This window comes from Enterobacter sp. Li2LvB3 (genome assembly GCF_056156645.1).
Genome location: NZ_JBSICG010000023.1, coordinates 1 through 25,667, shown reverse-complemented (window position 1 = coordinate 25,667; position 25,667 = coordinate 1). Strand labels below are relative to the sequence as shown.

General features: G+C 54.3%; 25 protein-coding genes and 1 pseudogene. 16 read left to right on the top strand and 10 right to left on the bottom strand.

The window, feature by feature from the left end:
- Positions 1-2: 2 nt before the first annotated feature.
- The 4 genes from ACS603_RS17910 to fimA form a co-directional block, all read right to left on the bottom strand.
- Entirely contained in the window at positions 3-2,570 is a 2,568-nt protein-coding gene (locus tag ACS603_RS17910; protein ID WP_474944660.1) for a fimbrial biogenesis usher protein, read from the bottom strand.
- A gap of 14 nt (positions 2,571-2,584) precedes the next feature.
- Complete coding sequence (fimC, locus tag ACS603_RS17905; RefSeq protein WP_182059905.1) at positions 2,585-3,277, bottom strand: type 1 fimbria chaperone FimC; 693 nt, start codon at positions 3,275-3,277, stop codon at positions 2,585-2,587.
- 42 nt (positions 3,278-3,319) lie between these two features.
- Positions 3,320-3,865, bottom strand: coding sequence for a type 1 fimbrial protein subunit FimI (fimI, locus tag ACS603_RS17900; protein WP_182059904.1), 546 nt, complete (start codon positions 3,863-3,865; stop codon positions 3,320-3,322).
- A 69-nt stretch (positions 3,866-3,934) separates the two neighbouring features.
- Entirely contained in the window at positions 3,935-4,498 is a 564-nt protein-coding gene (gene fimA / locus ACS603_RS17895; protein WP_182059903.1) for a type 1 fimbrial major subunit FimA, read from the bottom strand.
- A 311-nt stretch (positions 4,499-4,809) separates the two neighbouring features.
- Here fimA and folD point away from each other — a divergent pair, with 311 nt between their 5' ends.
- From folD to ACS603_RS17870, 5 genes are all read left to right on the top strand, one after another.
- Entirely contained in the window at positions 4,810-5,676 is an 867-nt protein-coding gene (folD, locus tag ACS603_RS17890) for a bifunctional methylenetetrahydrofolate dehydrogenase/methenyltetrahydrofolate cyclohydrolase FolD (protein WP_182059902.1), read from the top strand.
- A 1-nt stretch (position 5,677) separates the two neighbouring features.
- Positions 5,678-5,890: a ribosome-associated protein YbcJ gene (gene ybcJ, locus ACS603_RS17885; protein ID WP_182059901.1), complete on the top strand. Its 213-nt coding sequence runs from the start codon at positions 5,678-5,680 to the stop codon at positions 5,888-5,890.
- Positions 5,891-6,125: 235 nt separating this feature from the next.
- The gene (locus ACS603_RS17880; protein ID WP_474944659.1) at positions 6,126-7,625 is read left to right on the top strand and encodes a PTS transporter subunit EIIC; all 1,500 of its coding nucleotides are present in this window, start codon (positions 6,126-6,128) and stop codon (positions 7,623-7,625) included.
- An 86-nt stretch (positions 7,626-7,711) separates the two neighbouring features.
- On the top strand, positions 7,712-8,728 hold the full coding sequence (gene malI, locus ACS603_RS17875; RefSeq protein ID WP_182059899.1) for a Mal regulon transcriptional regulator MalI: 1,017 nt from the start codon (positions 7,712-7,714) through the stop codon (positions 8,726-8,728).
- A 73-nt stretch (positions 8,729-8,801) separates the two neighbouring features.
- Positions 8,802-9,323 (top strand): metal-dependent hydrolase, encoded by a 522-nt coding sequence (locus tag ACS603_RS17870; protein WP_315688049.1) that lies wholly within the window; start codon positions 8,802-8,804, stop codon positions 9,321-9,323.
- A gap of 92 nt (positions 9,324-9,415) precedes the next feature.
- Here ACS603_RS17870 and cysS read toward each other — a convergent pair whose 3' ends face one another.
- Positions 9,416-10,801 carry a cysteine--tRNA ligase gene (cysS, locus tag ACS603_RS17865; protein WP_474944658.1) on the bottom strand — a complete coding sequence of 462 codons (1,386 nt, stop codon included), beginning with the start codon at positions 10,799-10,801 and terminating at the stop codon, positions 9,416-9,418.
- Positions 10,802-10,975: 174 nt separating this feature from the next.
- Here cysS and ppiB point away from each other — a divergent pair, with 174 nt between their 5' ends.
- The 7 genes from ppiB (at position 10,976) to mnmH (ending at position 15,720) form a co-directional block, all read left to right on the top strand.
- Complete coding sequence (gene ppiB, locus ACS603_RS17860) at positions 10,976-11,470, top strand: peptidylprolyl isomerase B (RefSeq protein ID WP_014069196.1); 495 nt, start codon at positions 10,976-10,978, stop codon at positions 11,468-11,470.
- A gap of 3 nt (positions 11,471-11,473) precedes the next feature.
- On the top strand, positions 11,474-12,196 hold the full coding sequence (lpxH, locus tag ACS603_RS17855) for a UDP-2,3-diacylglucosamine diphosphatase (protein WP_474944657.1): 723 nt from the start codon (positions 11,474-11,476) through the stop codon (positions 12,194-12,196).
- Positions 12,197-12,347: 151 nt separating this feature from the next.
- On the top strand, positions 12,348-12,557 hold the full coding sequence (locus ACS603_RS17850) for a YdgH/BhsA/McbA-like domain containing protein (RefSeq protein WP_014069194.1): 210 nt from the start codon (positions 12,348-12,350) through the stop codon (positions 12,555-12,557).
- A 70-nt stretch (positions 12,558-12,627) separates the two neighbouring features.
- Positions 12,628-12,813, top strand: a complete 186-nt coding sequence (locus ACS603_RS17845; RefSeq protein ID WP_182059897.1) for a hypothetical protein — start codon at positions 12,628-12,630, stop codon at positions 12,811-12,813.
- 174 nt (positions 12,814-12,987) lie between these two features.
- On the top strand, positions 12,988-13,497 hold the full coding sequence (purE, locus tag ACS603_RS17840) for a 5-(carboxyamino)imidazole ribonucleotide mutase (protein ID WP_182059896.1): 510 nt from the start codon (positions 12,988-12,990) through the stop codon (positions 13,495-13,497).
- Positions 13,494-14,561 carry a 5-(carboxyamino)imidazole ribonucleotide synthase gene (gene purK, locus ACS603_RS17835; protein ID WP_474944656.1) on the top strand — a complete coding sequence of 356 codons (1,068 nt, stop codon included), beginning with the start codon at positions 13,494-13,496 and terminating at the stop codon, positions 14,559-14,561. The genes purE and purK overlap by 4 nt, the downstream gene beginning before the upstream one ends.
- Positions 14,562-14,649: 88 nt before the next feature.
- Positions 14,650-15,720 (top strand): tRNA 2-selenouridine(34) synthase MnmH, encoded by a 1,071-nt coding sequence (mnmH, locus tag ACS603_RS17830; RefSeq protein WP_474944655.1) that lies wholly within the window; start codon positions 14,650-14,652, stop codon positions 15,718-15,720.
- Positions 15,721-15,843: 123 nt separating this feature from the next.
- Here the strand turns inward: mnmH and ACS603_RS17825 are convergent, their stop codons facing one another.
- From ACS603_RS17825 to ybbA, 3 genes are all read right to left on the bottom strand, one after another.
- Positions 15,844-16,989, bottom strand: coding sequence for a porin (locus ACS603_RS17825; RefSeq protein ID WP_474944654.1), 1,146 nt, complete (start codon positions 16,987-16,989; stop codon positions 15,844-15,846).
- Positions 16,990-17,170: 181 nt separating this feature from the next.
- Positions 17,171-19,585 carry a putative ABC transporter permease subunit YbbP gene (gene ybbP, locus ACS603_RS17820; RefSeq protein ID WP_474944653.1) on the bottom strand — a complete coding sequence of 805 codons (2,415 nt, stop codon included), beginning with the start codon at positions 19,583-19,585 and terminating at the stop codon, positions 17,171-17,173.
- Positions 19,582-20,268 (bottom strand): putative ABC transporter ATP-binding protein YbbA, encoded by a 687-nt coding sequence (gene ybbA / locus ACS603_RS17815; RefSeq protein ID WP_182059891.1) that lies wholly within the window; start codon positions 20,266-20,268, stop codon positions 19,582-19,584. Before ybbA ends, ybbP begins: the two co-directional genes overlap by 4 nt.
- On the opposite strand from ybbA, the gene tesA reads away from it, so the two are divergent.
- The 3 genes from tesA to ACS603_RS17800 are packed head-to-tail and all read left to right on the top strand — an operon-like array spanning position 20,239 to position 22,575.
- Positions 20,239-20,871: a multifunctional acyl-CoA thioesterase I/protease I/lysophospholipase L1 gene (gene tesA / locus ACS603_RS17810; RefSeq protein WP_182059890.1), complete on the top strand. Its 633-nt coding sequence runs from the start codon at positions 20,239-20,241 to the stop codon at positions 20,869-20,871. The two genes, ybbA and tesA, sit on opposite strands and share 30 nt — an antisense overlap.
- Positions 20,852-21,661, top strand: coding sequence for an SDR family oxidoreductase (locus ACS603_RS17805; protein ID WP_182059889.1), 810 nt, complete (start codon positions 20,852-20,854; stop codon positions 21,659-21,661). Before tesA ends, ACS603_RS17805 begins: the two co-directional genes overlap by 20 nt.
- 59 nt (positions 21,662-21,720) lie before the next feature.
- Positions 21,721-22,575 carry a co-chaperone YbbN gene (locus tag ACS603_RS17800; RefSeq protein ID WP_182059888.1) on the top strand — a complete coding sequence of 285 codons (855 nt, stop codon included), beginning with the start codon at positions 21,721-21,723 and terminating at the stop codon, positions 22,573-22,575.
- Between the two features lie 50 nt (positions 22,576-22,625).
- Here the strand turns inward: ACS603_RS17800 and fetB are convergent, their stop codons facing one another.
- Both fetB and fetA read right to left on the bottom strand, forming a co-directional pair.
- Positions 22,626-23,408 (bottom strand): iron efflux ABC transporter permease subunit FetB, encoded by a 783-nt coding sequence (gene fetB, locus ACS603_RS17795; RefSeq protein WP_474944652.1) that lies wholly within the window; start codon positions 23,406-23,408, stop codon positions 22,626-22,628.
- Entirely contained in the window at positions 23,401-24,072 is a 672-nt protein-coding gene (gene fetA / locus ACS603_RS17790; RefSeq protein ID WP_474944651.1) for an iron efflux ABC transporter ATP-binding subunit FetA, read from the bottom strand. The genes fetB and fetA overlap by 8 nt, the downstream gene beginning before the upstream one ends.
- Positions 24,073-24,496: 424 nt before the next feature.
- Between fetA and ACS603_RS17785 the strand changes: the two are divergent.
- A pseudogene (locus tag ACS603_RS17785) lies at positions 24,497-25,667 on the top strand (hypothetical protein); the annotation flags it as partial.

The window sequence follows — 25,667 nt, the reverse complement described above, 5'->3', positions numbered from 1 at the left end:
TGTTATCGATCACAGCTCGCCCCCGCCATCGTAATGGCCTGGTTCTGGCTATCTGCGGGTAAGCGGTAGTGCGCGCGGCACCGGGATTGCATTCCGTCGCCCCACTGGATCAACAGCTCCCCTTCCAGCGGTAATCCGCTGAGGTAAATCTGTCCGTCATCCCCCACCATGCTGGTGACTCCGCTTTGGGTTTCGCGAACTACGGCACCAAACGGCACAGGTTGATCGCCGCGTCTGACGGTCAGTAACGCGCGAACGCCGATCCGGGCATCAAAGCTGGCACGCACCAGCGCGCCTCTTGTAGGGACCACGCTGCTCACGTTGTTTTCGATATCGGTATTGTTGCTCATGGTGTTGGTATCCAGCGCCACACGGTTGTAACGATAGACCGTGGCATACGGCATTACCGCGTAGCCTCGCCAGTCGGTTTTCACCCCGGTCTGGTTTTCTACGCTCACTCCGGATGCTCCCGGGGCTTTGATCAGGACGTTGGTATCCCCCAGTGGCTGGCTGAAGGTCACGCCATTTTCGTGGCCCACGATGCCGCCAGAAACCTGCCAGTTGAGATCGTGCTGATCGCGCGCGTAGTTATAGCCCACCCCCAGCGTGCCGTAGGTTGCTTGCCAGTTGGCGCTGGCACTTCCGCTGGCACCATTATTGCTGGTATGCCCCTGGGTCACGCTGTAGTTCAGGTTACGGTCTTCAAGTAACGTGCCGCTGATCCCGGTTTGCCAGCTGCTTTCACCGTCATTGTTACGGCTGGCTGATGCTGTGGCATAAGCCCGGTCAATGGCGTTATCGCGTCGATAACCGTGGCGAGTGAACAGGCTGAAAGGAACGGAGACGTTAAACGAGGCGATCCGGTCTGTACCGTCGATCCCCACCGCTTTATTCCACGACCAGGAGACGGAATAGCTGATGCCCTGAATGCCACCCGCGTAGCCAAGCTGATACCAGACGTTTGATTCGCTGGTTCCCCAGTAACTTTGCTGGCTGCCGGAGACATACAGCGACCCGTAATCCCCCAGCGACTGAGAGATATTGAGCTGGAAGCGCCCTTTTTTATTCCACGTCAGATTGTGATAGCTCTGCACATCCGGTACGCCGTCGTCATCCTGGCTGTCGCCGTATTGATAGCCTTCCATCGAGCGCCAGGCCACATCATCCAGGGTGTAAAACCCTTTTGTGGAGTAGCGATAGCCGAGCAACTGAAAGTTGGTGCCAAATCCGTTCAGGGATTTTGCATAGAGGAAGCGCAGCGACTGCCCTTCGTGACGGCTGTCATCGGCAAGCTGGCTGCGGGCGTGTGTCAGATCGAGCGATATCGCCCCCCAGTCACCAAGGTTTTTCCCGGCACCGATGGCCAGCGCCGTGTAACGTGATGCCAGCTGCGTGCCGCCGTAGAGCGTGTAGCCGTCGGCAAGACCGGTAATTAACGTCCCCTGGGTAAAGAACGGCGTATCCTGTTCACTGTTTCCGCTGCGGTAGTCTCCCGCCACCAGGTCATACTTCCAGCGACCTTCACGCTGAAGCTGCGGTACGGTGGAATACGGCACCGTGTAGCGCTGCTGGCTACCGTCTTTTTCTTCTACCGTGACCTCCAGGTCACCGCTGGATGAAGTGGGGTTCAGATCGCTTATCGCAAAAGCGCCGGGCTGGACATAACTCTGGTAAATCACATACCCGTTCTGGCGAATGACCACTTTCGCAGGTGTACGGGCAATACCGCGCACGGTTGGCGCGTAGCCCTGAAGGCTGTCCGGGTACATGCTGTCAGAAGAGTAAAGCCGCCCACCGCGAAAACCGATGCTATCAAACACATCGTTACCGGTATTGCTGTCACCCAGTACCAGCTCGCTTTTGAGGGGAATAATGCTGCGCTGCGCCCAGGTACCAATATTTTCCCAGTTGCTGTGTCGTTCACCGTTGTTTTGCGAATAACGCCACGCGCCGTTGTTGCGAAGACGCCAGGCACCGTAGTTCAGCCCGCTTTGCAGATTCAGATAATAGCTGTCGTCGTCGCTGCCCCGGTTACCGGTAAAACTGTAATTGAGCAGCGCGGCGGGGATCCCGTCATCCCACTGTTCAGGGGGAATGTAGCCGCGCACGCTGTTCTGCATCGCCACCTGCGGCAGGCTGACGTTAAGACGCAAAGAGGCAAAGTTAAAAACGACTTCGCTGCCGGGAAGCGCGGTGGCGAGCGGCGCGCAGGCATCACCCTGCACATCAGCCAGTTCCGGGAAGGCGGCAATATTGACGCCAAACCGGTCAAGCATGGCGCGCGTGACACAAGCCGAAAGCCCGCCCGCCACCGGCGGTGTACTCCCGGTTGCTTTCTCAAAGCGCACATCCTGAGTGCCGATAAATTCGTCGTTGCGCCAGATATCCACACGATAGACGCCAGGAGCCTGCTGATGCCCTTTCTCAAAACGCGACAAATCCGCCACGCTCGCGCTGTCATCAGACAAAAACGCCGGATTAAAGTAACTTTCGCTAAAGCCGGTTTGCGGCCAGAGTACGGTCATCAGCGCCAGAGCCACCGGACAGACACGCCATTGATAAGTCTTCATCGCCCTGACTCTGCTCACAGCTTAACGCTACGCGCCGGCGTAATGGCGCCGTAATCATTTACGCTCTGCCAGGAAAGGACACCCCCAGCCGCCGCAGGAAGTGCTTGCTGTGCCGCGTTTTTCGGGGCAATCATCAGATTTTCCAGGCTCTGCCCGCCGAGGGTTAAATTGACCAGCGTGATGTAATACGGCGAAGCATTACTTACCCTGAGCTGATTGCCGATACGCTCAAAGCGGAGTTGCGAAAGCGCCTCTTCCGGCGGCATCGCCAGATTTTTAGGCCGCACAAACAACTTGATGCGCGATAAGATGGCCAATTGCAGGACGTTATTGCCCTCCAGATGGGATTTATTCACCGACGGGATAGCCTTCACGTTCATATAAAACAGCGATTCGCGGTCAGCGGGCAACGCCGGGCCGGCGTAAATAATCCGCAGCGTGTTTTCGCTGTCTGGCTCGCTGACAAACAGCGGCGGCGTAACGGCGAACGTTTTCTCTTTTTGTCCGCTGGCATTTTCAATCCACGCGTTAATTAAATACCGCTCTTGTTTATTACTGTTGGTTATTGCAAGCGACGTTTGTTTCGCCTCTGCCGGATAAATAACGCGCGTGGCCCCCAGAGCGATACCACCGGAGGCATTTGCAGATGTCGACACCAGCAGCAAAATAAGTGAAATAATCAGTCCTGGTTTAAATAGGGTGTTCATCACAACAATACCTTTCGTTATTTGTTCGCAGGTGCAGGTGCGTCAGGGATAAATCAACGTGAACCAGACATCCGACTGAATACGGCCTGGTACAAGGTGTTCGGAAATTGCCCGATAACGGGCGCTGAAATGAAAAGCCAGCTCGCGAGCATCTATCGCTAAGCGACTGACGGTCGTTTCATTAGGGATAATCTGGCGCTGTTGTTCGTCAAAAAGTGCCAACCCTACACCACTGCTGACGGGCGTCTCTCCAGGCCGGGAGGTTGCCAGAAATACCTGCGGATCTTCAGCGGGCGTTACCCCCTGAAACTGAATGGCCACCACGCGCGAGACATCCACGCGACAGTCCAGCAGCCGCACGGTGAAAGGGATATTCACCGTTGAAAAACTCCCCACACCGGAAAACGCATTAGTACGGTATTGCCCCATGTCGATGCGCATATTCTGGCTGTCGGGCGCAACGGCGCAGCCACCATTTACCAGCTCACCGTTGAGGTGAACGCGTCCGCCATCCACTACCACGGTATGTGCCATCACTGATGGCGCAACAGAACAGGCCAGCAGCAACAGTATCCCAGTCCAAGTCATCCTTCGTTCCCGGCTTTAGCGTATGACGGGCCTCATCCGTGAGGCCGTGAACCTCCCTGTTAAACAGACTTATTCGTATTTCATCACGAACGTTGCATCCGCATTTGCCTGACCCGGCTCGGTGACGGCAGCGGTTGCTTTGTAGCGTGCGGTGAAGCTCAGGGTGTTAGTCCCTTCAATCAGGCTCTGCGCTGCAGAGAAGGTCGCCCCATCTGGGGTCAGTGTGGTGGATTTGCTGTCGAGGATCTCGATACCAACGCCTTTGGCAGAGTTGTCGTTGTTACCGGAGGTCACCGCCAGCAGGGTTTTGTCTGTGGCATCCAGTGGTCCAGTGAACGCAACGGCTGCGGTTTTCGCCACCAGCGGATCGCAATCATTCAGAACGATGTTGAAAGGAATATTTGAGGTGGTGTCACCAATTTTAGTGAATTTCGCCGTGCGATATTGGCCAAGATTAACTGTCTGTTCGGAAGAGTCAGTATTCACTGAACAGGCCGCATTCACTAATTCACCTTTAAAATGAACTGTACCACCATTAACGGAAACAGGTGTCGTGGTATCTTCTGCATGAGCGGCACCGGCAACCAGCGCCAGTGTAGCAATAACGGTAGAAGCAATATTGCTGAGTTTCATAGCTATTCCTTTAAATATGTAAAATACCCTTCCCGAGGATATCGGGAATAAAAAAAACACAATCAATTGGTTAAATTGAATGATTATTTCAGAGGAAACAAAGTAGCTCATGAATGTATTTTAAAATATGTCAAAACGCTGCGATTTAACCAGGTCACATCCTAATCCGCCCTAAGAAATTGACCATGCGTTGATCAGGGCTTTGAGGCCAGTGAAGGAAATCTCGCAAAGGGTGACTGACAGCGGCGCTCGCTTCTGACAAAATATAGGCAATCCCCCTTTCAAACGTTACAGACGGAATCTTCTCTCTGATGGCAGCAAAGATTATTGACGGTAAAACGATTGCGCAGCAGGTGCGCTCTGAGGTTGCGGAAAAAGTGAAGGCGCGTAAAGCGGCCGGACTTCGCGCCCCTGGGCTGGCTGTTGTGCTGGTTGGCAGCAACCCGGCATCGCAGATTTATGTCGGCAGCAAACGCAAAGCGTGTGAAGAAGTAGGCTTCCTCTCCCGCTCTTACGATCTGCCGGAAACCACCAGCGAAGCGGAACTGCTTGAGCTAATTGACACCCTGAACGCCGATAAAGAAATTGACGGTATTCTGGTTCAGCTGCCGCTGCCTGCCGGCATCGACAACGTGAAAGTACTGGAGCGTATCGCACCAGACAAAGACGTCGACGGTTTCCATCCGTATAACGTCGGCCGCCTGTGCCAGCGTGCGCCGCGTCTGCGTCCGTGTACGCCTCGCGGTATCGTTACGCTGCTTGAGCGTTACAACATCGACACTTACGGCCTGAATGCCGTGGTGATTGGCGCATCAAACATCGTTGGCCGCCCGATGAGCATGGAATTGCTGCTGGCGGGTTGCACCACCACGGTTACTCACCGCTTCACCAAAAACCTGCGTCATCACGTTGAGAACGCTGACCTGCTGATCGTGGCAGTCGGTAAGCCAGGCTTTATTCCAGGCGAGTGGATCAAAGAAGGCGCAATTGTCGTGGACGTGGGTATTAACCGTCTTGAAAGCGGCAAAGTGGTGGGCGATGTGGTTTACGAAGATGCCGCCGCACGCGCGTCTTACATTACTCCGGTGCCGGGCGGCGTCGGCCCGATGACTGTTGCCACATTGATTCAGAATACATTGCAGGCGTGCGTTGAGTATCACGACGTAGAGGAAGCGTAAAATGGCCACATTTTCATTAGGTAAACACCCGCACGTTGAGCTATGCGATCTGCTGAAGCTGGAAGGCTGGAGCGAAAGTGGCGCACAGGCAAAAATCTCTATTGCCGACGGGCAAGTAAAAGTGGACGGCGCAGTGGAAACCCGCAAGCGCTGTAAGATTGTCGCGGGTCAGACCGTGAGCTTTGAAGGTCAGAGCGTTACCGTTACGGCCTGAGCCGTCTGATGCCCCCACCCTACCCCTCTCCCGTCGGGAGAGGGGATAAAAAATCCCCCAAACACATCACGGTTAATTATCGATCAACTTCAAAGAATCACTATTTCATCTGTCGAAATGTGAAATTTAAGTTGCACGATTTTCATCCTTTCCTCACGATAAGTAGAACGTTCTACTAAAACGTTCTACTTACAATAACAGCGCCAAAATAGGCGCTACTCGGGGGAAGATCAGCATGAGTCTGATATCAGGGTTTGTTAAATCGCTGTCAAAGTTATCGATGATTGGTCGCGCATTAATGCTGCCAATTTCACTGCTTCCTGCCGCAGGTCTGTTGCTGGCCTTCGGGGATAAATTCCACCTGCCGCTGATGATGAACGCAGGCGGCGTTATTTTTGATAACCTGCCGATGCTGTTTGCCATTGGCTCCGCCGTCGGTCTGGCGTCGGAATCTGGTATTGCGGCGCTGTCTGCGGCGGTATCGGTGTTTGTCACCAACATCACCATCAGCACGGTACTGAGTATCACGCCGGAAATGGCCTCCCAGGGCGGAAAATACGCCATGGTCGTGGGCATTCCGACGCTGCAAATGGGCGTATTCGGTGGGCTTATCTGCGGTATTCTCGCCGCGTGGTGCTACAACCGTTTCCATACCATGCAGTTGCCGGAGTTCCTCGGTTTCTTCTCCGGTAAACGCTTTGTGGCGATTGCGACGGCATTCCTGTCGTTTTTACTCGGCCTGCTGCTGCCGTATGTCTGGCAACATATTCAGTCCGGTATTGATGCGCTTTCTGTGGTTGTTAACGGCGATAATCAGGCGGCCTCGACCTTTATCTTCGGCCTGGTTGAACGCGCGCTGATCCCACTTGGCCTGCACCACATCTGGTATCCGTCTTTCTGGTACTCGTTCGGAGATTACACCAACCAGGCGGGCCAGGTTATCCACGGCGACCAGACCATCTGGTTCAAGATGCTGGAAGAAGGGGTAAAATCCTTCAGCAGCGATACCTACCAGAACGCCGGTAAGTTCATGCAGGGTGAGTTCCCGCTGATGCTGTTCGCACTGCCTGCGGCATGTCTGGCGATGTATCACGAAGCTCACACCAAAAATAAAAAGATTGCTGCCGGTATTCTGTTCTCTGCGGCGCTCACCTGCTTCCTGACAGGGATCACCGAGCCGGTTGAATTCACCTTTATTTTCGTCGCCCCGATTCTGTACGTCTTTAACGCCATCATGGCGGGTCTGGCCTATATGACGATGTACCTGTTACATGCACATATCGCCAAATCTTTCTCTGCCGGCTTTATCGATTACCTGTCGTTCGGGATCCTGCCATCGTTTAACGGCTATAAGACCAACTTCCTGAACGCCATCATCATTGGCATTCCAATGGCGCTGATTTACTACTTCACGTTCCGCTTTGTTATCCGTCGTTTCGACGTGAAAACACCGGGCCGTACCGAAGTGACCGCCAACGCCGATGATAAATCTGATTCCGAACTGGCAACCGAGATCATCAGCCTGCTGGGCGGGGCGCATAACATCGACTCCGTCGGTTCCTGCATTACCCGCCTGCGTCTGGAAGTGTCAAAAAGTGATGACGTGGATAAAGACGGTCTTAACGGACTGGGGGCTCGCGGTGTCGTCTTCGTGGGCGACAACGGTATTCAGGTGATTTTCGGTGCCAGAGCACAGTTTATCGCCCAGACCATGTCCACGATGATCGGCAAATAATAAGATGCCTGCACGACGCGTCTCCTGTAGTCTGGGAGACGCATTGTTGTATCTGGCTGATAATTGGTAAATTTCAGGGAGCGGTTTTGAAGAAAGTCAGCATCATTGATGTCGCAAAACAGGCGGGTGTCTCGGTTTCGACCGTCTCACTGGTATTGCGCCAGAAAGGGAAAATCTCAGAAGCCACCATTGAGAAAGTCCATGCTGCCATCAATACGCTTGGCTATGTGCACAACACGGCCGCGGCCAATCTTCGCGCTAACACCTCCAACCTTATTGGCCTGATCCTGCGCGATTTTAGCGACAGTTTTTCCATCAAAGTGATGGCGAGCATTGTTCAGGAGCTGGAAAAACAAGGATACATGGTTTTTCTTGGCCAGCCGCTCAACGATCATGAACATCTGGAGCGCAGCCTGCTTTCGTTTAAACAACAGGGCGTTGCAGGTGTTATTTATCTGGCGTCGGATACCCGCACGTCGACATTACCCCCTCAGATCCGTGATTGCGCGTTACCGCTGGTTGTGGTGTCACAGTCGCTGTTGAATGAGCCCTGCAATCTGGTGATGCGCGATAACCGCCAGGCGGCGAACCTCGCCACACGCTATCTTATCGAGCGTGGGCATCGCAATATTGCCTATATTGGCGGACGTGAAGGTTGCCTTATCCGGGAACAGCGTTTGCTGGGATTTCGCAGCGCAATGGCCCAGTACGGCCTGGTGAATCGTGAGGAGTCCACTCCCGCCTGTAGCGACGACACCCAGGCGGCGAGTTTTGTCACCCGCCAGCTTCTTGAGAAGAACAACACTATTACCGCCCTGCTCTGCCACTCGCCAGACGCCATGATCGGCTCGATTTCAGGCATTCATCATGTTGGCCGCACCGTCGGGAAAGATGTGTTTTTAACCCAGCAGGTCGCACTGGTGGGTTTTGAAGATATGCTGCACGTCAATCTCACCTCGCCGTCGTTCACCTACGTGTCGTCAGCCAGCGAGGAAACCGGGCGTCAGGCCGCCGGGTTGATTATCCGCAAGCTCAAAGAGCCGGAACTGCAAACCCAGCGGATCACCCTTTCCGGACAGCTCATTGCGAGGGAATCGGCGTAAAATCAGAATTCAGGGCAGGTCTCTTTCCGTTAATTCGCTGCTATATTTCCATGATTTGCCATGGATAATTGCAATGCCTACCGTTATCACGCACGCAGCTGTACCCCTTTGCCTGGGCTTAGGCCTGGGAAGCAAAGTCATCCCTCCTCGCCTTCTGTTTGCCGGTATTGTTCTCGCCATGCTGCCCGACGCCGACGTTCTTGCGTTCAAGTTCGGCGTCGCCTATGGCAATATTTTCGGCCACCGCGGCTTTACCCATTCACTGCTGTTTGCTTTTGTGGTGCCGATATTCAGCGTGCTGATCGGGAAAAGGTGGTTCACAGCCAGCCTGACGCGCTGCTGGCTGTTTTTAACCGTGTCGCTGCTGTCGCACACTCTGCTGGATTCGATTACCACCGGAGGTAAAGGTGTCGGCTGGTTGTGGCCGTGGTCGGATGAACGTTTCTTTGCACCGTGGCAGGTAATTAGGGTCGCGCCGTTTGCATTGTCGCGCTACACCACACCTTATGGGCACCAGGTGATTATCTCAGAACTGCTGTGGGTATGGCTGCCGGGGGCGGTGCTGACGGGGTTGTTGTGGTGGAAACGAAGGTAAAAGCAAAACGGCAACCAGAGTTGCCGTTTTTAGTTTTTACGCCCTCTCCCTGTGGGAGAGGGTTGGGGTGAGGGCATCAGCGCGCACCAAAACTACTTACGACGCCAGGTCGTGCCCTGCGCGCCATCTTCCAGAATGATACCCATCTCGGTCAGACGGTTACGCGCCGCATCTGCCGCTGCCCAGTCTTTTGCCTGACGCGCTTCCAGACGTGCTTTGATCAAGGCTTCAATCTCTGCCACTTCGCCGTCGTCCGCCTGTGCACCGCTTTGCAGGAACACGTCAGGCTCCTGCTCCAGCAGGCCAAGCACCGAAGAGAGCTTACGCAGATGGGACGCCAGCGCATTGGCCGCGGCCATATCTTCTGATTTCAGGCGGTTCACTTCACGCGCCATATCGAACAGCACGGAGTAAGCTTCCGGGGTGTTGAAGTCGTCGTTCATCACCTCAACGAAGCGCGCTTCGAAGGCTTCACCACCGGCTGCTGCCACCGATTTGTCGGTACCGCGCAGTGCTGTATACAGGCGCTCCAGCGCAGAGCGGGCTTGTTTCAGGTTCTCTTCGCTGTAGTTCAGCTGGCTACGATAGTGACCGGACATCAGGAAGTAGCGCACGGTTTCGGCATCGTAATATTTCATCACGTCACGCACGGTGAAGAAGTTGCCGAGCGATTTCGACATCTTCTCGCGGTCAACCATCACCATCCCGGAGTGCATCCAGTAGTTAACGTACTCGCCGCCGTGCGCACAGGTAGACTGCGCAATTTCGTTTTCGTGGTGCGGGAACATCAGGTCAGAACCACCGCCGTGGATATCGAAATGGTTGCCCAGCTGTTTGCAGTTCATCGCAGAACACTCGATGTGCCAGCCCGGACGGCCTTCACCCCACGGGGATGGCCAGCTTGGTTCACCCTCTTTGGACATCTTCCACAGAACGAAGTCCATCGGGTTACGCTTCACGTCAACGACGTCAACGCGCGCCCCGGCCTGCAACTGATCCAGATCCTGACGGGACAATTTTCCGTAAGCCGGATCGGTCGGCACAGAGAACATCACGTCGCCGTTATCCGCCACATAGGCGTGACCACGTTCGATCAGCTTCTCAGTGATGTCGATAATTTCATGAATATGGTGGGTCGCACGCGGCTCGCTGTCCGGGCGCTGAATATTTAATGCATCAAAGTCTTTATGCATTTCAACGATCATGCGATCCACCAGCGCGACAAAGCTCTCGCCATTTTCATTAGCGCGTTTAATGATTTTGTCGTCGATGTCGGTGATGTTACGCACATACTTCAGGTTGTAGCCCAGGAAACGCAGGTAACGAGAAACCACGTCAAAAGCAACAAAGGTGCGGCCATGGCCGATGTGACAGAGATCGTAAACCGTAATACCACACACGTACATGCCGACTTCCCCGGCATGGATAGGTTTAAATTCCTCTTTTTGGCGCGTCATTGTATTAAAGATTTTTAACATCGAAGATTCCATGTAAACACGTGTGTGGACGAAAACCGGGTATTCTACCCGTAATTCAAACCCGAAGCAGCACACAATGCAAGGTGATCGCATCCTGTGGTTATGCTATAACAAGCCCCTATATGTGACCCGAATATGGGTTGACGCACCACAATAACGGAACAGGATGCAAAAATGGTTACTTTCCACACTAATCATGGCGATATCGTAATCAAGACTTTTGATGACAAAGCGCCTGAAACAGTTAAAAACTTCCTGGACTACTGCCGCGAAGGTTTCTACAACAACACCATCTTTCACCGTGTGATCAACGGTTTTATGATCCAGGGCGGCGGTTTCGAACCTGGTATGAACCAGAAAGAAACTAAAGAAGCTATTAAAAACGAAGCAAACAACGGTCTGAAAAACACTCGTGGTACGCTGGCAATGGCCCGTACTCAGGCTCCACACTCAGCAACCGCGCAGTTCTTCATCAACGTGGCTGACAACGACTTCCTGAACTTCTCTGGCGAAAGCCTGCAAGGTTGGGGCTACTGCGTATTCGCAGAAGTGGTTGAAGGTATGGACGTTGTTGACAAGATCAAAGGCGTTTCTACTGGCCGCAGCGGTATGCACCAGGACGTTCCTAAAGAAGACGTTGTGATTACAAGCGTGACCGTCAGCGAGTAATTCGTGGCGACACTCTTTATTGCAGATTTACATCTGCAAACAGAAGAACCGGCGATCACCGCCGGTTTTCTGCGTTTTTTACGCGGTGAAGCCAAAAACGCCGATGCGCTTTACATTCTGGGCGACCTGTTTGAAGCCTGGATTGGCGACGACGATCCCAACCCGCTCCACCACGATATCGCCGCCGCCATTAAGGCGCTGGTTGATTCCGGGGTCCCCTGCTACTTCATCCACGGCAATCGTGATTTCCTGCTCGGCAAACGTTACGCCCGTGAAAGCGGCATGATCTTACTGCCGGAAGAACAAGTACTCGACCTGTATGGCCGCAAGGTGTTAATCATGCACGGCGATACGCTCTGCACCGACGATACCGGCTACCAGGCGTTTCGCGCCAAAGTCCACACCCCGTGGATCCAAACGCTGTTCCTGGCTCTGCCGCTGTTTATCCGCAATCGCATCGCCGCGAAAATGCGTGCAGGCAGTAAAGCCGCCAACAGCAGCAAATCAATGACCATCATGGACGTTAACCCACGGGCGGTTATCGATGTGATGGAAAAACACCGCGTGCAATGGCTGATCCACGGTCATACCCATCGCCCGGACGTCCATTCGCTTACCACCAACAGCGAACCTGCTCATCGCGTCGTGTTGGGTGCCTGGCACAGCGAAGGCTCAATGGTAAAAGTCACGCCCGAAGGCGTAGAACTGATCGCATTTCCTTTCTGATACCCCACCGCACTAAATGATCAAACGCATTCAATTTTTTTGAATGATATCGGCAAATTGTTTCGATTTTAATCAATCCATGGTCGGTCTATTATTTATCACATCAGGGCAATACGCCCTACCACAGACAAAACACTTAAGGAATACGACCATGAAATCCATCAAAACTTTCGTTGCAGTTGCCGCTCTTTCTCTGATCTCTTTCGGTTCTTTCGCTCAGAGCGTCAGTGCTACCGCCTCTACCATTGACCGTGCAGAAGCCAAAATTGCCGCACAGGCTGCTGAACAGGGTGCGTCATACAAAATCACCAGCGCACAGTTCAACAACCGCGTTCACATGACTGCAGAACTGACTAAATAAGACCCCTGATTGCCGTGCCGCCAGTAAACAGATAAGCGACAGCGACAATACGATGAGCAAGGAACAGAGAATGAAAACAATCAGCATCGTGAGCACCCTGCTGCTGGCCGCTGTCCTGTCCACTGGCGCGATGGCGGCGGAGCATCGCTTCTCCACCCCAGAAGCAGGTTCGAATATCGACACCAGCATGGAAAATCATATTGATGTCAGCCATGCATTCGATAAAGAAAACCTGACAGCAGGAAATCTCCTGTAAAAATCGCCAGAGATTTTCGCTAAACAGACCGCAAAATGCGGTCTGTTTTGTTATGTGTGAGTGTCCACAACGGCTCAAGTTTTAGCCGCGCAACCGTTTTCCTTGCCCGTATTACATGCTATTCTCTGTGCCCTCGAAAGCAGTGTGTTTCGCACCACAGGAGTTTTAAGACGCATGTCTTCCCGCAATAATCCGGCGCGTGTCGCCATCGTGATGGGGTCCAAAAGCGACTGGGCTACCATGCAGTTCACCGCCGAAATCTTCGAAATCCTGAATGTTCCGCACCATGTTGAAGTGGTTTCCGCACACCGTACCCCCGATAAACTGTTCAGCTTTGCCGAAAGCGCTGAAGAGAACGGTTACGAGGTGATCATTGCCGGTGCGGGCGGCGCAGCACATCTGCCAGGCATGATTGCCGCAAAAACGCTGGTTCCTGTATTAGGTGTTCCGGTACAAAGCGCTGCATTAAGCGGCGTTGACAGCCTTTACTCAATTGTTCAGATGCCACGCGGTATTCCGGTGGGTACGCTGGCGATTGGCAAAGCCGGTGCGGCAAATGCCGCGCTGCTGGCCGCACAGATTCTGGCGACTCACGATAAAGCCCTGCATCAGCGTCTGGCTGACTGGCGTAAAGCCCAGACTGACGAGGTGCTGGATAACCCGGACCCGCGGGGTGCGGCATGAAGCAGGTTTGCGTTCTCGGTAACGGCCAGTTAGGCCGCATGCTGCGCCAGGCCGGTGAACCGCTGGGGATTTCCGTCTGGCCCGTTGGGCTGGATGCCGAACCGGAAGCCGTGCCTTTTCATCAGAGCGTAATCACAGCTGAGATCGAACGCTGGCCGGAAACAGCCCTGACCCGTGAGCTGGCGCGTCATAACGCTTTTGTTAACCGTGACGTGTTCCCGATCATTGCCGACCGTCTGACCCAAAAACAGCTGTTCGACAAACTTGGTCTGCTGACCGCGCCGTGGCAATTGCTGTCCGATAAAAGCGAATGGAACGACGTGTTTGCCATGCTCGGCGAACTGGCGATTGTGAAGCGTCGCGTGGGCGGTTACGACGGTCGCGGGCAGTGGCGCTTACGTGCCAGTGAAACCGCCGAACTGCCGGACGATTGCTACGGTGAGTGCATTGTTGAGCAGGGTATCAACTTTAGCGGCGAAGTCTCGCTGGTCGGCGCCCGTGCGCACGATGGCAGCACCGTGTTTTATCCGCTGACGCACAACCTGCATCAGGATGGCATTCTGCGCACCAGCGTCGCCTTCCCGCAGGCAAATGCCGCACAGCAGGCGCAGGCAGAAGATATGCTCTCGGCCATCATGCATGAGCTGGGTTATGTTGGCGTGATGGCGATGGAGTGCTTTGTCACCCCAGCCGGGCTGCTGATTAACGAACTGGCTCCGCGCGTGCACAATAGCGGACACTGGACGCAAAACGGTGCATCCATCAGCCAGTTTGAGCTGCACCTGCGCGCCATTACTGACCTGCCACTGCCGCAACCGGTGGTGAACAGCCCGTCAGTGATGATCAACCTGATCGGTACCGATCTGAACTACGACTGGCTTAAGCTGCCGCTGGTGCATCTGCACTGGTACGACAAAGAAGTGCGTCCTGGACGTAAGGTGGGTCACCTTAATCTGAACGACACTGATGAAGGCCGTCTGAGCGCGACGCTTGAGGCCATTATTCCGCTGCTGCCGCCTGAGTACGCCAGCGGTATTGTCTGGGCACAGTCGAAGCTTAAATAGTTCTCCCTCCGCCGGGGAGTTGACCTCCTCTTTCCCCGGCGTACAATTCCCGCCCATCATTACTGCTTAGTTCTCTTCTGGAATCACCATGAACGATGGAACGGACTATCGCGCGATCCTCGCGTCTGATACCCCTTTAATCGACGTTCGCGCGCCGATCGAATTCGCACAGGGCGCGATGCCCGCCGCAATCAACCTGCCCTTAATGAACGACGACGAACGCGCTGCCGTCGGCACCTGCTATAAACGCCTGGGGCCTGAAGCCGCGCTGGCACTCGGCCATAGTCTGGTGATGGGCGACACGCGCGAGGCGCGCATTCATGCCTGGCGCGAAGCAAGTCTGGCAAACCCCAATGGCTATTTCTGCTGCGCGCGTGGCGGGCAGCGTTCGCATATCGCCCAGGCCTGGCTGAAAGAGGCCGGCGTTGATTATCCGCTGGTCAAGGGCGGCTATAAAATGCTGCGTCAGACAGCCATTCAGGCCACCGTCGAGCAGGTGCAAAAACCGATGGTGCTGATTGGCGGCTGTACCGGCAGCGGTAAAACCCTGCTGGTGAAGCAGCACGCGCAGGGGGTTGATCTGGAAGGGCTGGCGCATCATCGTGGTTCGTCGTTTGGCCGCACGCTCCAGCCGCAGCTTTCGCAGGCGAGTTTCGAAAACCAGCTGGCGGTTGAGCTGTTAAAAAAAGATGCCACACGCTGGGTGCTGGAAGACGAAGGCCGCATGATTGGCTCCAACCACCTGCCGGAGTGCCTGCGCGATCGCATGGTGCAGTCTTCAATTGTGGTAGTGGACGACCCGTTCGACATTCGCCTTGAACGCCTGCGCGAAGAGTATTTCGACCATATGTGGGCCGATTTTTCTGCCGCATATGGGGAAGAGGCTGGCTGGAAGGAGTACAGCGAGTATCTGCACCACGGTCTGTTCGCCATTCGCCGGCGCCTGGGGCTGCAGCGCTTTGCTGAATTTACCGCGTTATTAGATAGCGCACTTCTGGAACAGCAGCGTTCCGGCAGCACCGAAGCGCACTTTAGCTGGCTTGCGCCGCTGCTGAATGATTATTACGACCCGATGTACGGCTATCAGCTGGAGAAAAAAGCAGAGAAGATTGTGTATCGCGGGACGTTCGCTGAGGTAGCAGACTGGCTTGATCGCTGAAAAAAGCCGGGTGGCAAGGTGAAAGCAAAACGGCAACCCAGGTTGCCGTTTTTGGTTTTTATTCCCTCTCCCTGTGGGAGAGGGCCAGGGTGAGGGCATCAGACCGCACCCCATGACTCAAACTTAGAAGTCGTAACGCAGACGCACCAGGTTCATATCGCCCAGATCGTCGGTGCTGGAGGTGAACACGTGTTCGTAGTCAACACGGAAACCGTAATCCAGCTGGAAGCTGATACCCACGCCGTTGTCGATGCGCTGGTAGTTACGACCATTCACGTACTCAATACGGTCACCCATGAAGTAAGGCTGGATAGTTTTAACCGCATACTGATTGATTGGGAATGTGTAACCTGCGAAGTACTCGATACCCCATGCATCACCAGCAAAGTAGTTATCAGTAGACACTTTTTTAGTGGTCAGGAAGTTCTGGTACCAGCCGCCACCAGCGGAGAAGGTCCAGTTGTCAGGTTTCCAGCTCAGCGCCGTACCCAGGATGTTCTGATTGTACGTTTCGCTGTCGCCATTTTCCGGATTACGCATATCCGCGCGGGTGTAGTTCCACGCCGTACCCCAGGTCAGCTCTTTGGTCAGGTGATAATCCAGACCCAGTGAACCGCCGCCTTTACGTTTGTAACGCAGGCCGTTGCCTGGCAGGTATTCATTATCTTCGAACAGATAGGATGCATAGATATCAGCATCACCTACGGTTTTCTTATATTTCAGCATTTTGCGCGAACGATAAGAACCGTCATAGTCACCGTTGATACCGTTTCCTGGTGCCTGGCCGATCATGTCGTAGTCCCAGATATCGGTTTTCGCGCCAACCACATCATAGTAAACGCTGTTCTGTTGACCGAAGGTCAGCGTACCCCAGGTGTTGCTCTTCAGGCCAGTGTACAGCATCCGGCGAGAGGTGTTGTTGGAACCTTCTTTGTAGTGGTTGTCCCAGTCGAACAGCGCAGGAATGTTCACACCCAGCTCGTAGTAGCTTACCCAGCTGATGTCATCAAACAGATAGTAATCTGCTGCGAAACGGAAACGGGTGCCGCCGTCGAAGCCATTACGTTTGTAGGAACCTTTGTCGCCGTCGCCAGTCATCATGTTGAACTGAGGACGGATACTGCCGCCAACGGTGAAATTAAGACGGCTCAGCGGATCGCCCGCCTGTGGATCTTGTTTAAGAACAGTGAGTTCCGCCTGAGTTGCGAAAGACGTCAATGCCACTGCCGCGCCGATCGTTGCCGCCAGCGCTGTTTTTTTTATAGTCATTATTTTTCCTTGATAGACACGCTGCTAAATATTTAGCAGGTGAATATTAACTGGAAAATATATGGCTGTGTGGGCGGGTTTTTAATGATTTGTGCTACTAAAATTATGGATATTATCGATTTGTGCTACTAAGTGATTACGTACCGATATATAAACCGGTACGTAATCATCAAACACTGAACTAACTAACGAACTGGCGGAATAGCGCTTTGCCTTTTAACAACCGCGTACCGAGCCAGCCGCCGCACAGTGACAACAGCACCGCACCGCAAACAGGCAGCGTGAACCACAACCGCCAGTCCGGCTCCCACGGGAAGTCAAAGACCCTGGTCTGGAGTACCGCCAGCGCCGTTTCAGCACCAATGGCCGCCACCAGACCAGCCACCAGCCCCAGCAGGGCAAACTCACACCACAGGGTAGTGCGCAGCAGACGTTTCCCGGCACCCAGTGTACGGTACACCACCAGCTCCTGATGGCGCTGACGCATCCCGACCTGCACCTGAGCCAGCAACAGCAGCACACCGCAGATAGTCACCAGCACCACCATAACTTCAAGGGCGCGGCTCACCTGCTCCAGCACTTGTCCCACTTGTTTCAGGATCGCGCCAATATCCAGCAGGCTCACGGTCGGGAACTCGCGGTTCAGTTGGGTCAACATACCGTTGCCGCTCTCCCAGCGGAAACTGGTAAGCCAGCTCTGTGGTTGCCCGTCCAGTGCGCCCGCAGGGAAGATAAAGAAGAAATTCGGTCGCAGGCTTTCCCAGTCGACCTTGCGCAGGCTGGTCACCGTAGCGCTGAAATCCTGCGTGTCACCGGTAAAGGTGACCTTATCTCCCAACCCGATGTTCAGGCGTTTCGCCAGCCCTTCTTCCATCGACACTTCCCCGGTTTTCGGTGGCCAAGTTCCGGCGGTGATCGGGTTATGATCCGGGCGTTTATCCTGCCACGTCAGGTTCAGTTCACGGTTAAGCGCCTCATCCTGATTACCCTCCGTCACTTCTCCATTGATTTGCGTCAGGCGTGCGCGAACAATCGGGTAGAAGGATTCAGGAACGATCTTGTGCTCTGAGAGGAACGCCTTCAGCGGTGTGACCTGTTCAGGTGCGATGTTGATCAGGAAATAGTTCGGGCTCTCAGGTGGAAGCTGCCGTTGCCACCTGTCCAGCAGATCACCGCGCAGTACCAGCAACAATGCCAGCAGCATAAACGACAGCGAAAATGCTGAGAGCTGGCTCAGCGTTGACCACGGCTGACGCAGCAGACGGTTTACCGCCAGGCGAACGGGTAGCGATTTTATCGTCAACCCTTTCAGTACGTTAAGCAGCATCCAGCCCAGCACGCCGCACAGCAACGCCAGTACCACGGCCCCCGCCAGCACGGCCCAGAGCAAGGTACTGCCCCCCATTAGCCAGGCAAGCAACCCCACCACTACCACCACAATCGCAGGCAGGTAATATTTCAGCGGCCAGACGTTAGCCACCACATCACGCCGCAGCACGCGCAGTGGCTGTGTAGCCAGCAACAGGCGGTACGGGCGCAGCCCCACCAGCAAGGAAATCACCACCATCGTACCCACGGCCCAGAGCCACGGCCAGAAGCTTGCGGGTGGAAGGGCAGCAGGCAGCACCGGTTTTAGCAGCACCATCAGCACGTTTTCGAACAGTACCCCCATCACGCCACCAGTGACCGCCGACAGCGCCAGCACCATCAACCACTGGCCGACAATCAGCTTACGCAGTTGCGCCCTGCCCGCCCCAAGGGTTTTGAGAATGGCGACCAGGTCATAGCGACTGCGACAGTAGTGCCCCATCGCCACCGCCACTGCCGCCACGGCCAGCAGCAGCGTTAACAGTGCAGAAAGCAACAGAAACTGCTGCGAGCGCTCAAGCGATTTCCCAAGCGCCCCTTCGTCCTGCTCAAGCCCGTACCAGCGGTGTTCCGGTTTTAACTGCGGCAAGAGCCATTTTTCGTATGCATCCAGTTGGGCAGGTGTGCCGCCAAACTTGTAGCGCCAGGTGACGCGGCTCCCCGGCTGTACTGCATTCGTTTTTGCCACATCGGCGGTGTTCATTAATAACCGTGGCGCAAGCTGGAACGGGTTAAACCCCGAATCAGGCTCCTGCACCACTTCCCCGGCAATTTTCAGGGTGGCATCGCCGACATCGATGCTGTCGCCTGTTTTCAGGTTCAGCAACGCCATCAGCCGCGGGGCTAACAACACCGTGCCGGGCGCAGGTTTTAACCCTGCCGGATTGGTTTGCAGCTCACCGTACATCGGATAAATATCATCAACGGCTTTGACGCTCGCCAGCTGCGGCGTGTCACCCGCAAACGTCATGGTCTGGAAGCTGAGCTGCTCGCTCACTTTCAGCCCCAGCTTGCGGGCTTCTTCAATCCAGGCAGGCGGCACGTCTCGCGAGCTTTGCAATGCCCGATCGCCGGCCATAAATTCGCGGCTTTGCTGGCTTAAGCCTTTTTCCATGCGATCGCTGACGCTGCCAAGCGCCAGTACGCAGGCCACCGCCAGGCTTAAGGCCAGCCAGACAATCAGCAGCGATGGCGAGCGCCATTCGCGCCAGAACCAGCGGGATATCATGCTTCCTCCTGAAGTTCACCGTTGACCAGCCGCAACCGGCGGTCGCAACGGGCGGCAAGCTGCGGATCGTGGGTGACCAGAATCAGCGTTGTGCCGTGTTCGCGATTGAGCGAAAACAGCAGATCGGCAATTTTATCCCCGGTCTGGCGGTCGAGATTACCGGTAGGTTCGTCGGCAAAGAGCACTTCCGGGCGGCCATTAAATGCCCGTGCCAGCGCCACGCGCTGCTGCTCGCCGCCGGATAACTGTGCCGGGAGATGATCAAGACGTTTGCCAAGCCCCAGTTGTTCCAGCAGCGCTCTGGCATGGTCGCGGCTCTCGCGGGTATTTTCACCGCGTAACAGACCAGGAAGCTCCACGTTTTCCAGCGCATTCAGGGTTGGAATGAGCATAAAGGACTGAAAGACAAAACCGACATGTCTGGCACGCAGTGCGGCACGGGCCTCTTCATCAAGCGCGTGCAGCGGCTGGCCAACCAGGTTAACCTCGCCACTGCTGCCGTCATCCAGCCCGGCTAAAATGGCCAGTAGCGTCGATTTCCCGGAGCCAGACTCACCGATCAGCGCCAGGGTTTCGGCGCGTTTGACAACAAGTTCAACTCCGGTGAGGATGGACAGCTCGTGTTCACCCTGACCGACGGACTTCTTAAGACGATGAACTTCAACAATGTTTTCCGCTGGCATTTGCCCTTCCTGTTTTTGATTCTGATGACCTTCCGCGCGGCAGCGGCAGATACGTTACTGGTACTGGGTGACAGCCTGAGCGCCGGCTATCGCATGGCCGCTAACGCAGCGTGGCCTGCACTGCTTAATGACAAATGGCAGGCAAAAACGCAGGTCATTAATGGCAGCATCAGCGGCGATACTTCACAACAGGGGCTAGCGCGTCTGCCTGCCCTTCTCAAACAACATCAGCCACGTTGGGTGCTGGTGGAGCTTGGCGGTAATGACGGATTGCGCGGCTTCCAGCCACAGCAAACGGAACAAACGCTGCGCACCATTTTGCAGGACATTAAGGCCGCGAATGCAAAACCATTGCTCATGCAAATTCGTCTGCCCGCCAACTACGGTCGTCGGTATAATGAAGCCTTTAGCGCGATCTACCCGAAGCTTGCCAAAGAGTTTGATATTCCGCTGCTGCCATTTTTCATGGAAGAGGTCTATCTAAAACCCCAATGGATGCAAGACGATGGTATCCACCCCAATCGCGATGCTCAGCCGTTTATTGCCGACTGGATGGCAACACGGCTGGCTCCTTTAGTTAAACATGACTCGTCACACAGCTGAGATCCTGACAGGTAAAGTTATGCAAAAATCGGTCTTAATAACAGGATGTTCCAGCGGAATTGGTCTTGAAAGTGCTCTCGAATTAAAACGTCAGGGATTTTGGGTTCTGGCCGCCTGCCGTAAACCCGAAGATGTCGAGCGCATGAACGGGATGGGTTTTACCGGCATATTGCTGGATCTGGATTCACCGGAAAGCGTTGAACGCGCGGCCGATGAAGTCATTACCCTTACCAACAACCGCCTGTTCGGCCTTTTCAACAATGCGGGATACGGTGTTTACGGCCCGCTGCACACCATCTCACGCGAACAGCTGGAGCAGCAGTTTTCCGCTAACTTCTTCGGGGTGCATCAGCTCACTATGCGCCTGCTGCCCGCCATGTTGCCACACGGCGAAGGGCGTATCGTGATGACATCCTCCGTGATGGGGCTGATTTCGACCCCCGGGCGCGGCGCGTACGCCGCCAGTAAATATGCGCTGGAAGCCTGGTCTGATGCCTTGCGCATGGAGTTGCGTCACAGCGGGATTAAGGTGAGCCTGATTGAACCCGGCCCGATTCGTACCCGCTTTACCGACAACGTGAACCAGACGCAGTCAGATAAACCGGTCGAAAATCCCGGTATTGCCGCACGTTTTACGCTGGGCCCGGAAGCGGTTGTCGCCAAAGTGCGCCATGCTTTCGAAAGCGATCGTCCCAAAATGCGCTATCCGGTGACGCTTGTCACCCATGCCGTTGGCTGGTTAAAACGCCTGCTTCCTGGCCGGATGATGGACAAAATTTTACACGGTTGAGTTGAAGCAACGCGGCTTGCCCCCCATGTAAGAACAAACTGATAAACAGAGAATGACGTATGTCCGCACAGAATATCGTAAACATTACTGAAGCTAACCTGCATCAGACACTCGAACAGTCGATGACCAAACCGGTGCTGTTCTACTTCTGGTCTGAACGCAGCCAACACTGTCTGCAACTGACGCCGGTACTGGAAAGCCTGACCGCGCAATACAATGGTCAGTTTATTCTGGCGAAGCTGGATTGCGACGCCGAGCCGATGGTGGCTTCTCAGTTTGGCCTGCGCTCAATCCCTACGGTCTATCTGTTCCAGAACGGCCAGCCTGTCGATGGTTTCCAGGGGCCGCAGCCTGAAGAAGTTATTCGTGCGCTGCTGGATAAAGTGCTGCCGCGTGAAGAAGAGCTGAAAGCTCAGGAAGCCGTCGCACTGATGCAGGAAGGTAAATACGACGAAGCCCTGCCACTGTTGAAAGACGCGTGGCAGTTGTCGAATCAGAATAGCCAGATTGGCCTGCTGCTGGCAGAAACACAGATTGCCCTGCACCGCTCAGAAGATGCGGAAGCGGTGCTGAAAACGGTCCCGCTTCAGGATCAGGATACGCGCTATCAGGGTCTGGTCGCGCAGATTGAACTGCTGAAACAGGCGGCGGACACCCCTGAAATTCAGCAGCTCCAGCAGCAGGTTGCCAGCAACCCGGCCGATGCTGCGCTGGCAAGCCAACTGGCGTTGCAACTGCATCAGGTGGGGCGTAACGAAGAGGCGCTGGAACTTCTGTTCAGCCATCTGCAAAAAGATCTGGCCGCCGCGGATGGTCAGGCGCGCAAAATGTTCCAGGAGATCCTTGCCGCGCTGGGTACGGGTGATGCGCTGGCATCGAAGTATCGCCGCCAGCTGTACGCGCTGTTGTACTGATGCAGAGTGCCCGGTGGCGGCTTCGCCTTACCGGGCCTACAAAAGACGGTTTACTCCGTCTTTTTCAACTGCGTTATTACCAGCTGATGGCGTGAATTGTAGAATTTACGATACGTCAGATAGCAGGCGATAATGGTCGACAGGCTCGCGGTAGACAGCAGCATGAACGTCACCATAATCTGATATTTAATCGCTTTTACCGGGTCGATCCCGGCAAAAATCAGCCCTGACATCATGCCGGGCAAGCTCACCAGTCCGACCGTTTTCGCAGAATCAACCGTTGGGATCAGCGATGAACGAATACTCTCGCGGATTAGCCGAGCCGAGGCCACTTTTGGTGTCGCACCCAGGCTTAGCTTTTCCTGTAACTGCTGCTGTTCGCTGCTAAAGCGCTGCCCAAGGTTGTTGTAGCACAGCCCCACGGCCACCATCGCATTACCGGCGATCATCCCGGAAATGGGGATAACCTGCATCGGTGAAAACGCGATAGATCCTGAAAACACCAGAACCGCGAGCGTTAACGCCGTCCCGGTAGTAATGGCGATAAACGACGAAACAAATGCCTTATCGATGTATTTACTACGCTTCTGCGCATTCCACGCCGCGTTGAAGCAGATAAAGAGCACCATCAGCAGCGTCAGCACCGCGTTGTTGACGTTGAAAATGTACTTCAGCACAAATCCAACAGCGATAAGTTGCGAAACGGCGCGACAGATACCAATCAGAATGTCTTTTTCCAGCCCCAGTTTTTCACGGTAACTGACGACAATCGCCACCAGCACCAGTACCAGAGAGAGCGCCAGCGATCCGTTGGTTATATTATGCTCACCCACGGTTTGCCTCCTGCATTTTCCGGCCCTGCGGCTGCAGCCTGATGACATCATCCGCATGGGTAATTTCGTTTGCATCGTGCGTTACCCACAGCACAGCGATGTTCTGCTCGCGGGTATACCGATGGATGATGTCGTTAACATTGCGCTTATTGCTCTCGTCGAGAGCGCTGGTTATCTCATCCAGCAGCAGTACCCTCGGTAAAAACTGCAAATTACGGATCAGGGATACGCGCTGCCTTTCCCCACCAGAAAGCGACGTTATCGATTTTGTCAGTGTCTCTTGCGGCAATCCGAAGCGGGCGAGGTCGGCAATCAGTTTTTCGGGTTCAGGTGATTTCCCACGGATCTGCCACGGAAAGATCAGGTTGTCGTAAACCGTATCGCCAAACAGAGTAGGTGTTTGCACGCTGTATGACACCTGCTGCCGATAGCTTTCGGGCGACAGTGAAGCAATATCCTTCCCTTCAAACAGAATCGTCCCCTCGGTAGGGCTGAGTAAAGACGCAATAATCTTCAGCAGTGTACTTTTTCCACAGCCTGACGGGCCGGTTATCAGTTTGAATTCACCAGGAGAAAGGCAAAAATCAACATGCTGAAGAATGGTGTTCTCTCCGGCACGATACCCAACATCCTTGATATGCAAAATCACGTTTTTGTCGTTCATATTGTTTCCAGTGATTGTATACATTAAGACTTACAAAAGACTTAATGTATACATTCGTTTTATCTGCTCACACAAAACAATCCTTCCGAGAAATGCCCTTGTGTTCCTTTCCTCGCTGTAAATCCCCTAAAAAAGCAGGTTCAAACAATTTCCGATCAAAAAAAACACATATTTCATCTGAAAGCCACAGACTACATACAGATTTAAAAATGATTAAATACTGACTTATTAAACACTGATTAATGATTTAAATCAAAAATACACACTTTTACACACTCTAAAATCAGTCAAACAAAAGACAACACAAAGACACAGCGACAACAACACAAAGACTAATTTAAGACAAAGAAAATCATTTTAATAAGTCATAAAAGACTTTGCTGATTTGAATTAACCCCCCAGTATTACCGTCAGGAAATTAAAGATGAAAACCACCGTTAAATTGTTGGCCTCTGTTGTTGCTCTGTGCATTGTGCCTGCAACATATGCAATAACCCCTGAACAAGCAGCTGCAAACCTTAAGGGTGCGCAACAATTCTCCCATCTTGCGGATAAATCGTATAGCACGGCAATGTATAAAGAGCACATTGCCAATATTGCGATGGGCAATACGATTCTTACGTACGGTCAGAATTCGTTCGAAGCCAAAAAAGCGATACAAGCTCATGATGCAGCGCTCAAGCAGGTCGATCAGACACGTCAGGATGCCCGATTAGGCAGGCTTCAGGTGGATGCAGCGAACCGCGCGCTTCGCACACTGGCACCACAAAAGATCCCCACCCAGCCAACACCTAAGCCAATGAACGTGCCAACCCCGATCGCGCAGTCCGTACCGCAGAAAACACCGGTGCTGCCAACTCAGCTGACCCCGCAGCCAATGAAAGTGCCAACGCCGATCGCACAGTCCGTGCCGCAGAAAACACCGGTGCTGCCAACTCAGCTGACCCCGCAGCCAATGAAAGTTCCAACGCCGATTGCGCAGTCTGTGCCGCAAAAAAACCCGGTGCTGCCGACCCAGCTGACCCCGCAGCCGATGAAGGTGCCGACGCCGATCGCGCAGTCCGTACCGCAGAAAACCCCGGTGCTGCCAACTCAGCTGACCCCGCAGCCAATGAAAGTGCCAACGCCGATCGCACAGTCCGTGCCGCAGAAAATCCCGGTGTTGCCGACCCAGCTGACCCCGCAGCCAATGAAGGTGCCGACGCCGATCGCGCAGTCCGTACCGCAGAAAACCCCGGTGCTGCCAACTCAGCTGACCCCGCAGCCAATGAAGGTGCCAACGCCGATTGCACAGTCCGTACCGCAGAAAATCCCGGTGTTGCCGACCCAGCTGACCCCGCAGCCAATGAAGGTACCAACTCCGATCGCACAGTCTGTGCCAAGTGTTAACCCGACACTTTATCGTCAGATTATCGCCAACAAGCAGGCTGCCCTGATCGCGCCGCCGGTTGTGAACCCGACGACAACCACAACGACGACGCAAACTGTGCCGAGTGTTAACCCGACGCTTTACCGCCAGAATATCGCCAAAAAGCAGGCTGCCCTGATTGCGCCACCAGTGGTAAACCCGACCACGACGACACAGACTGTGCCGA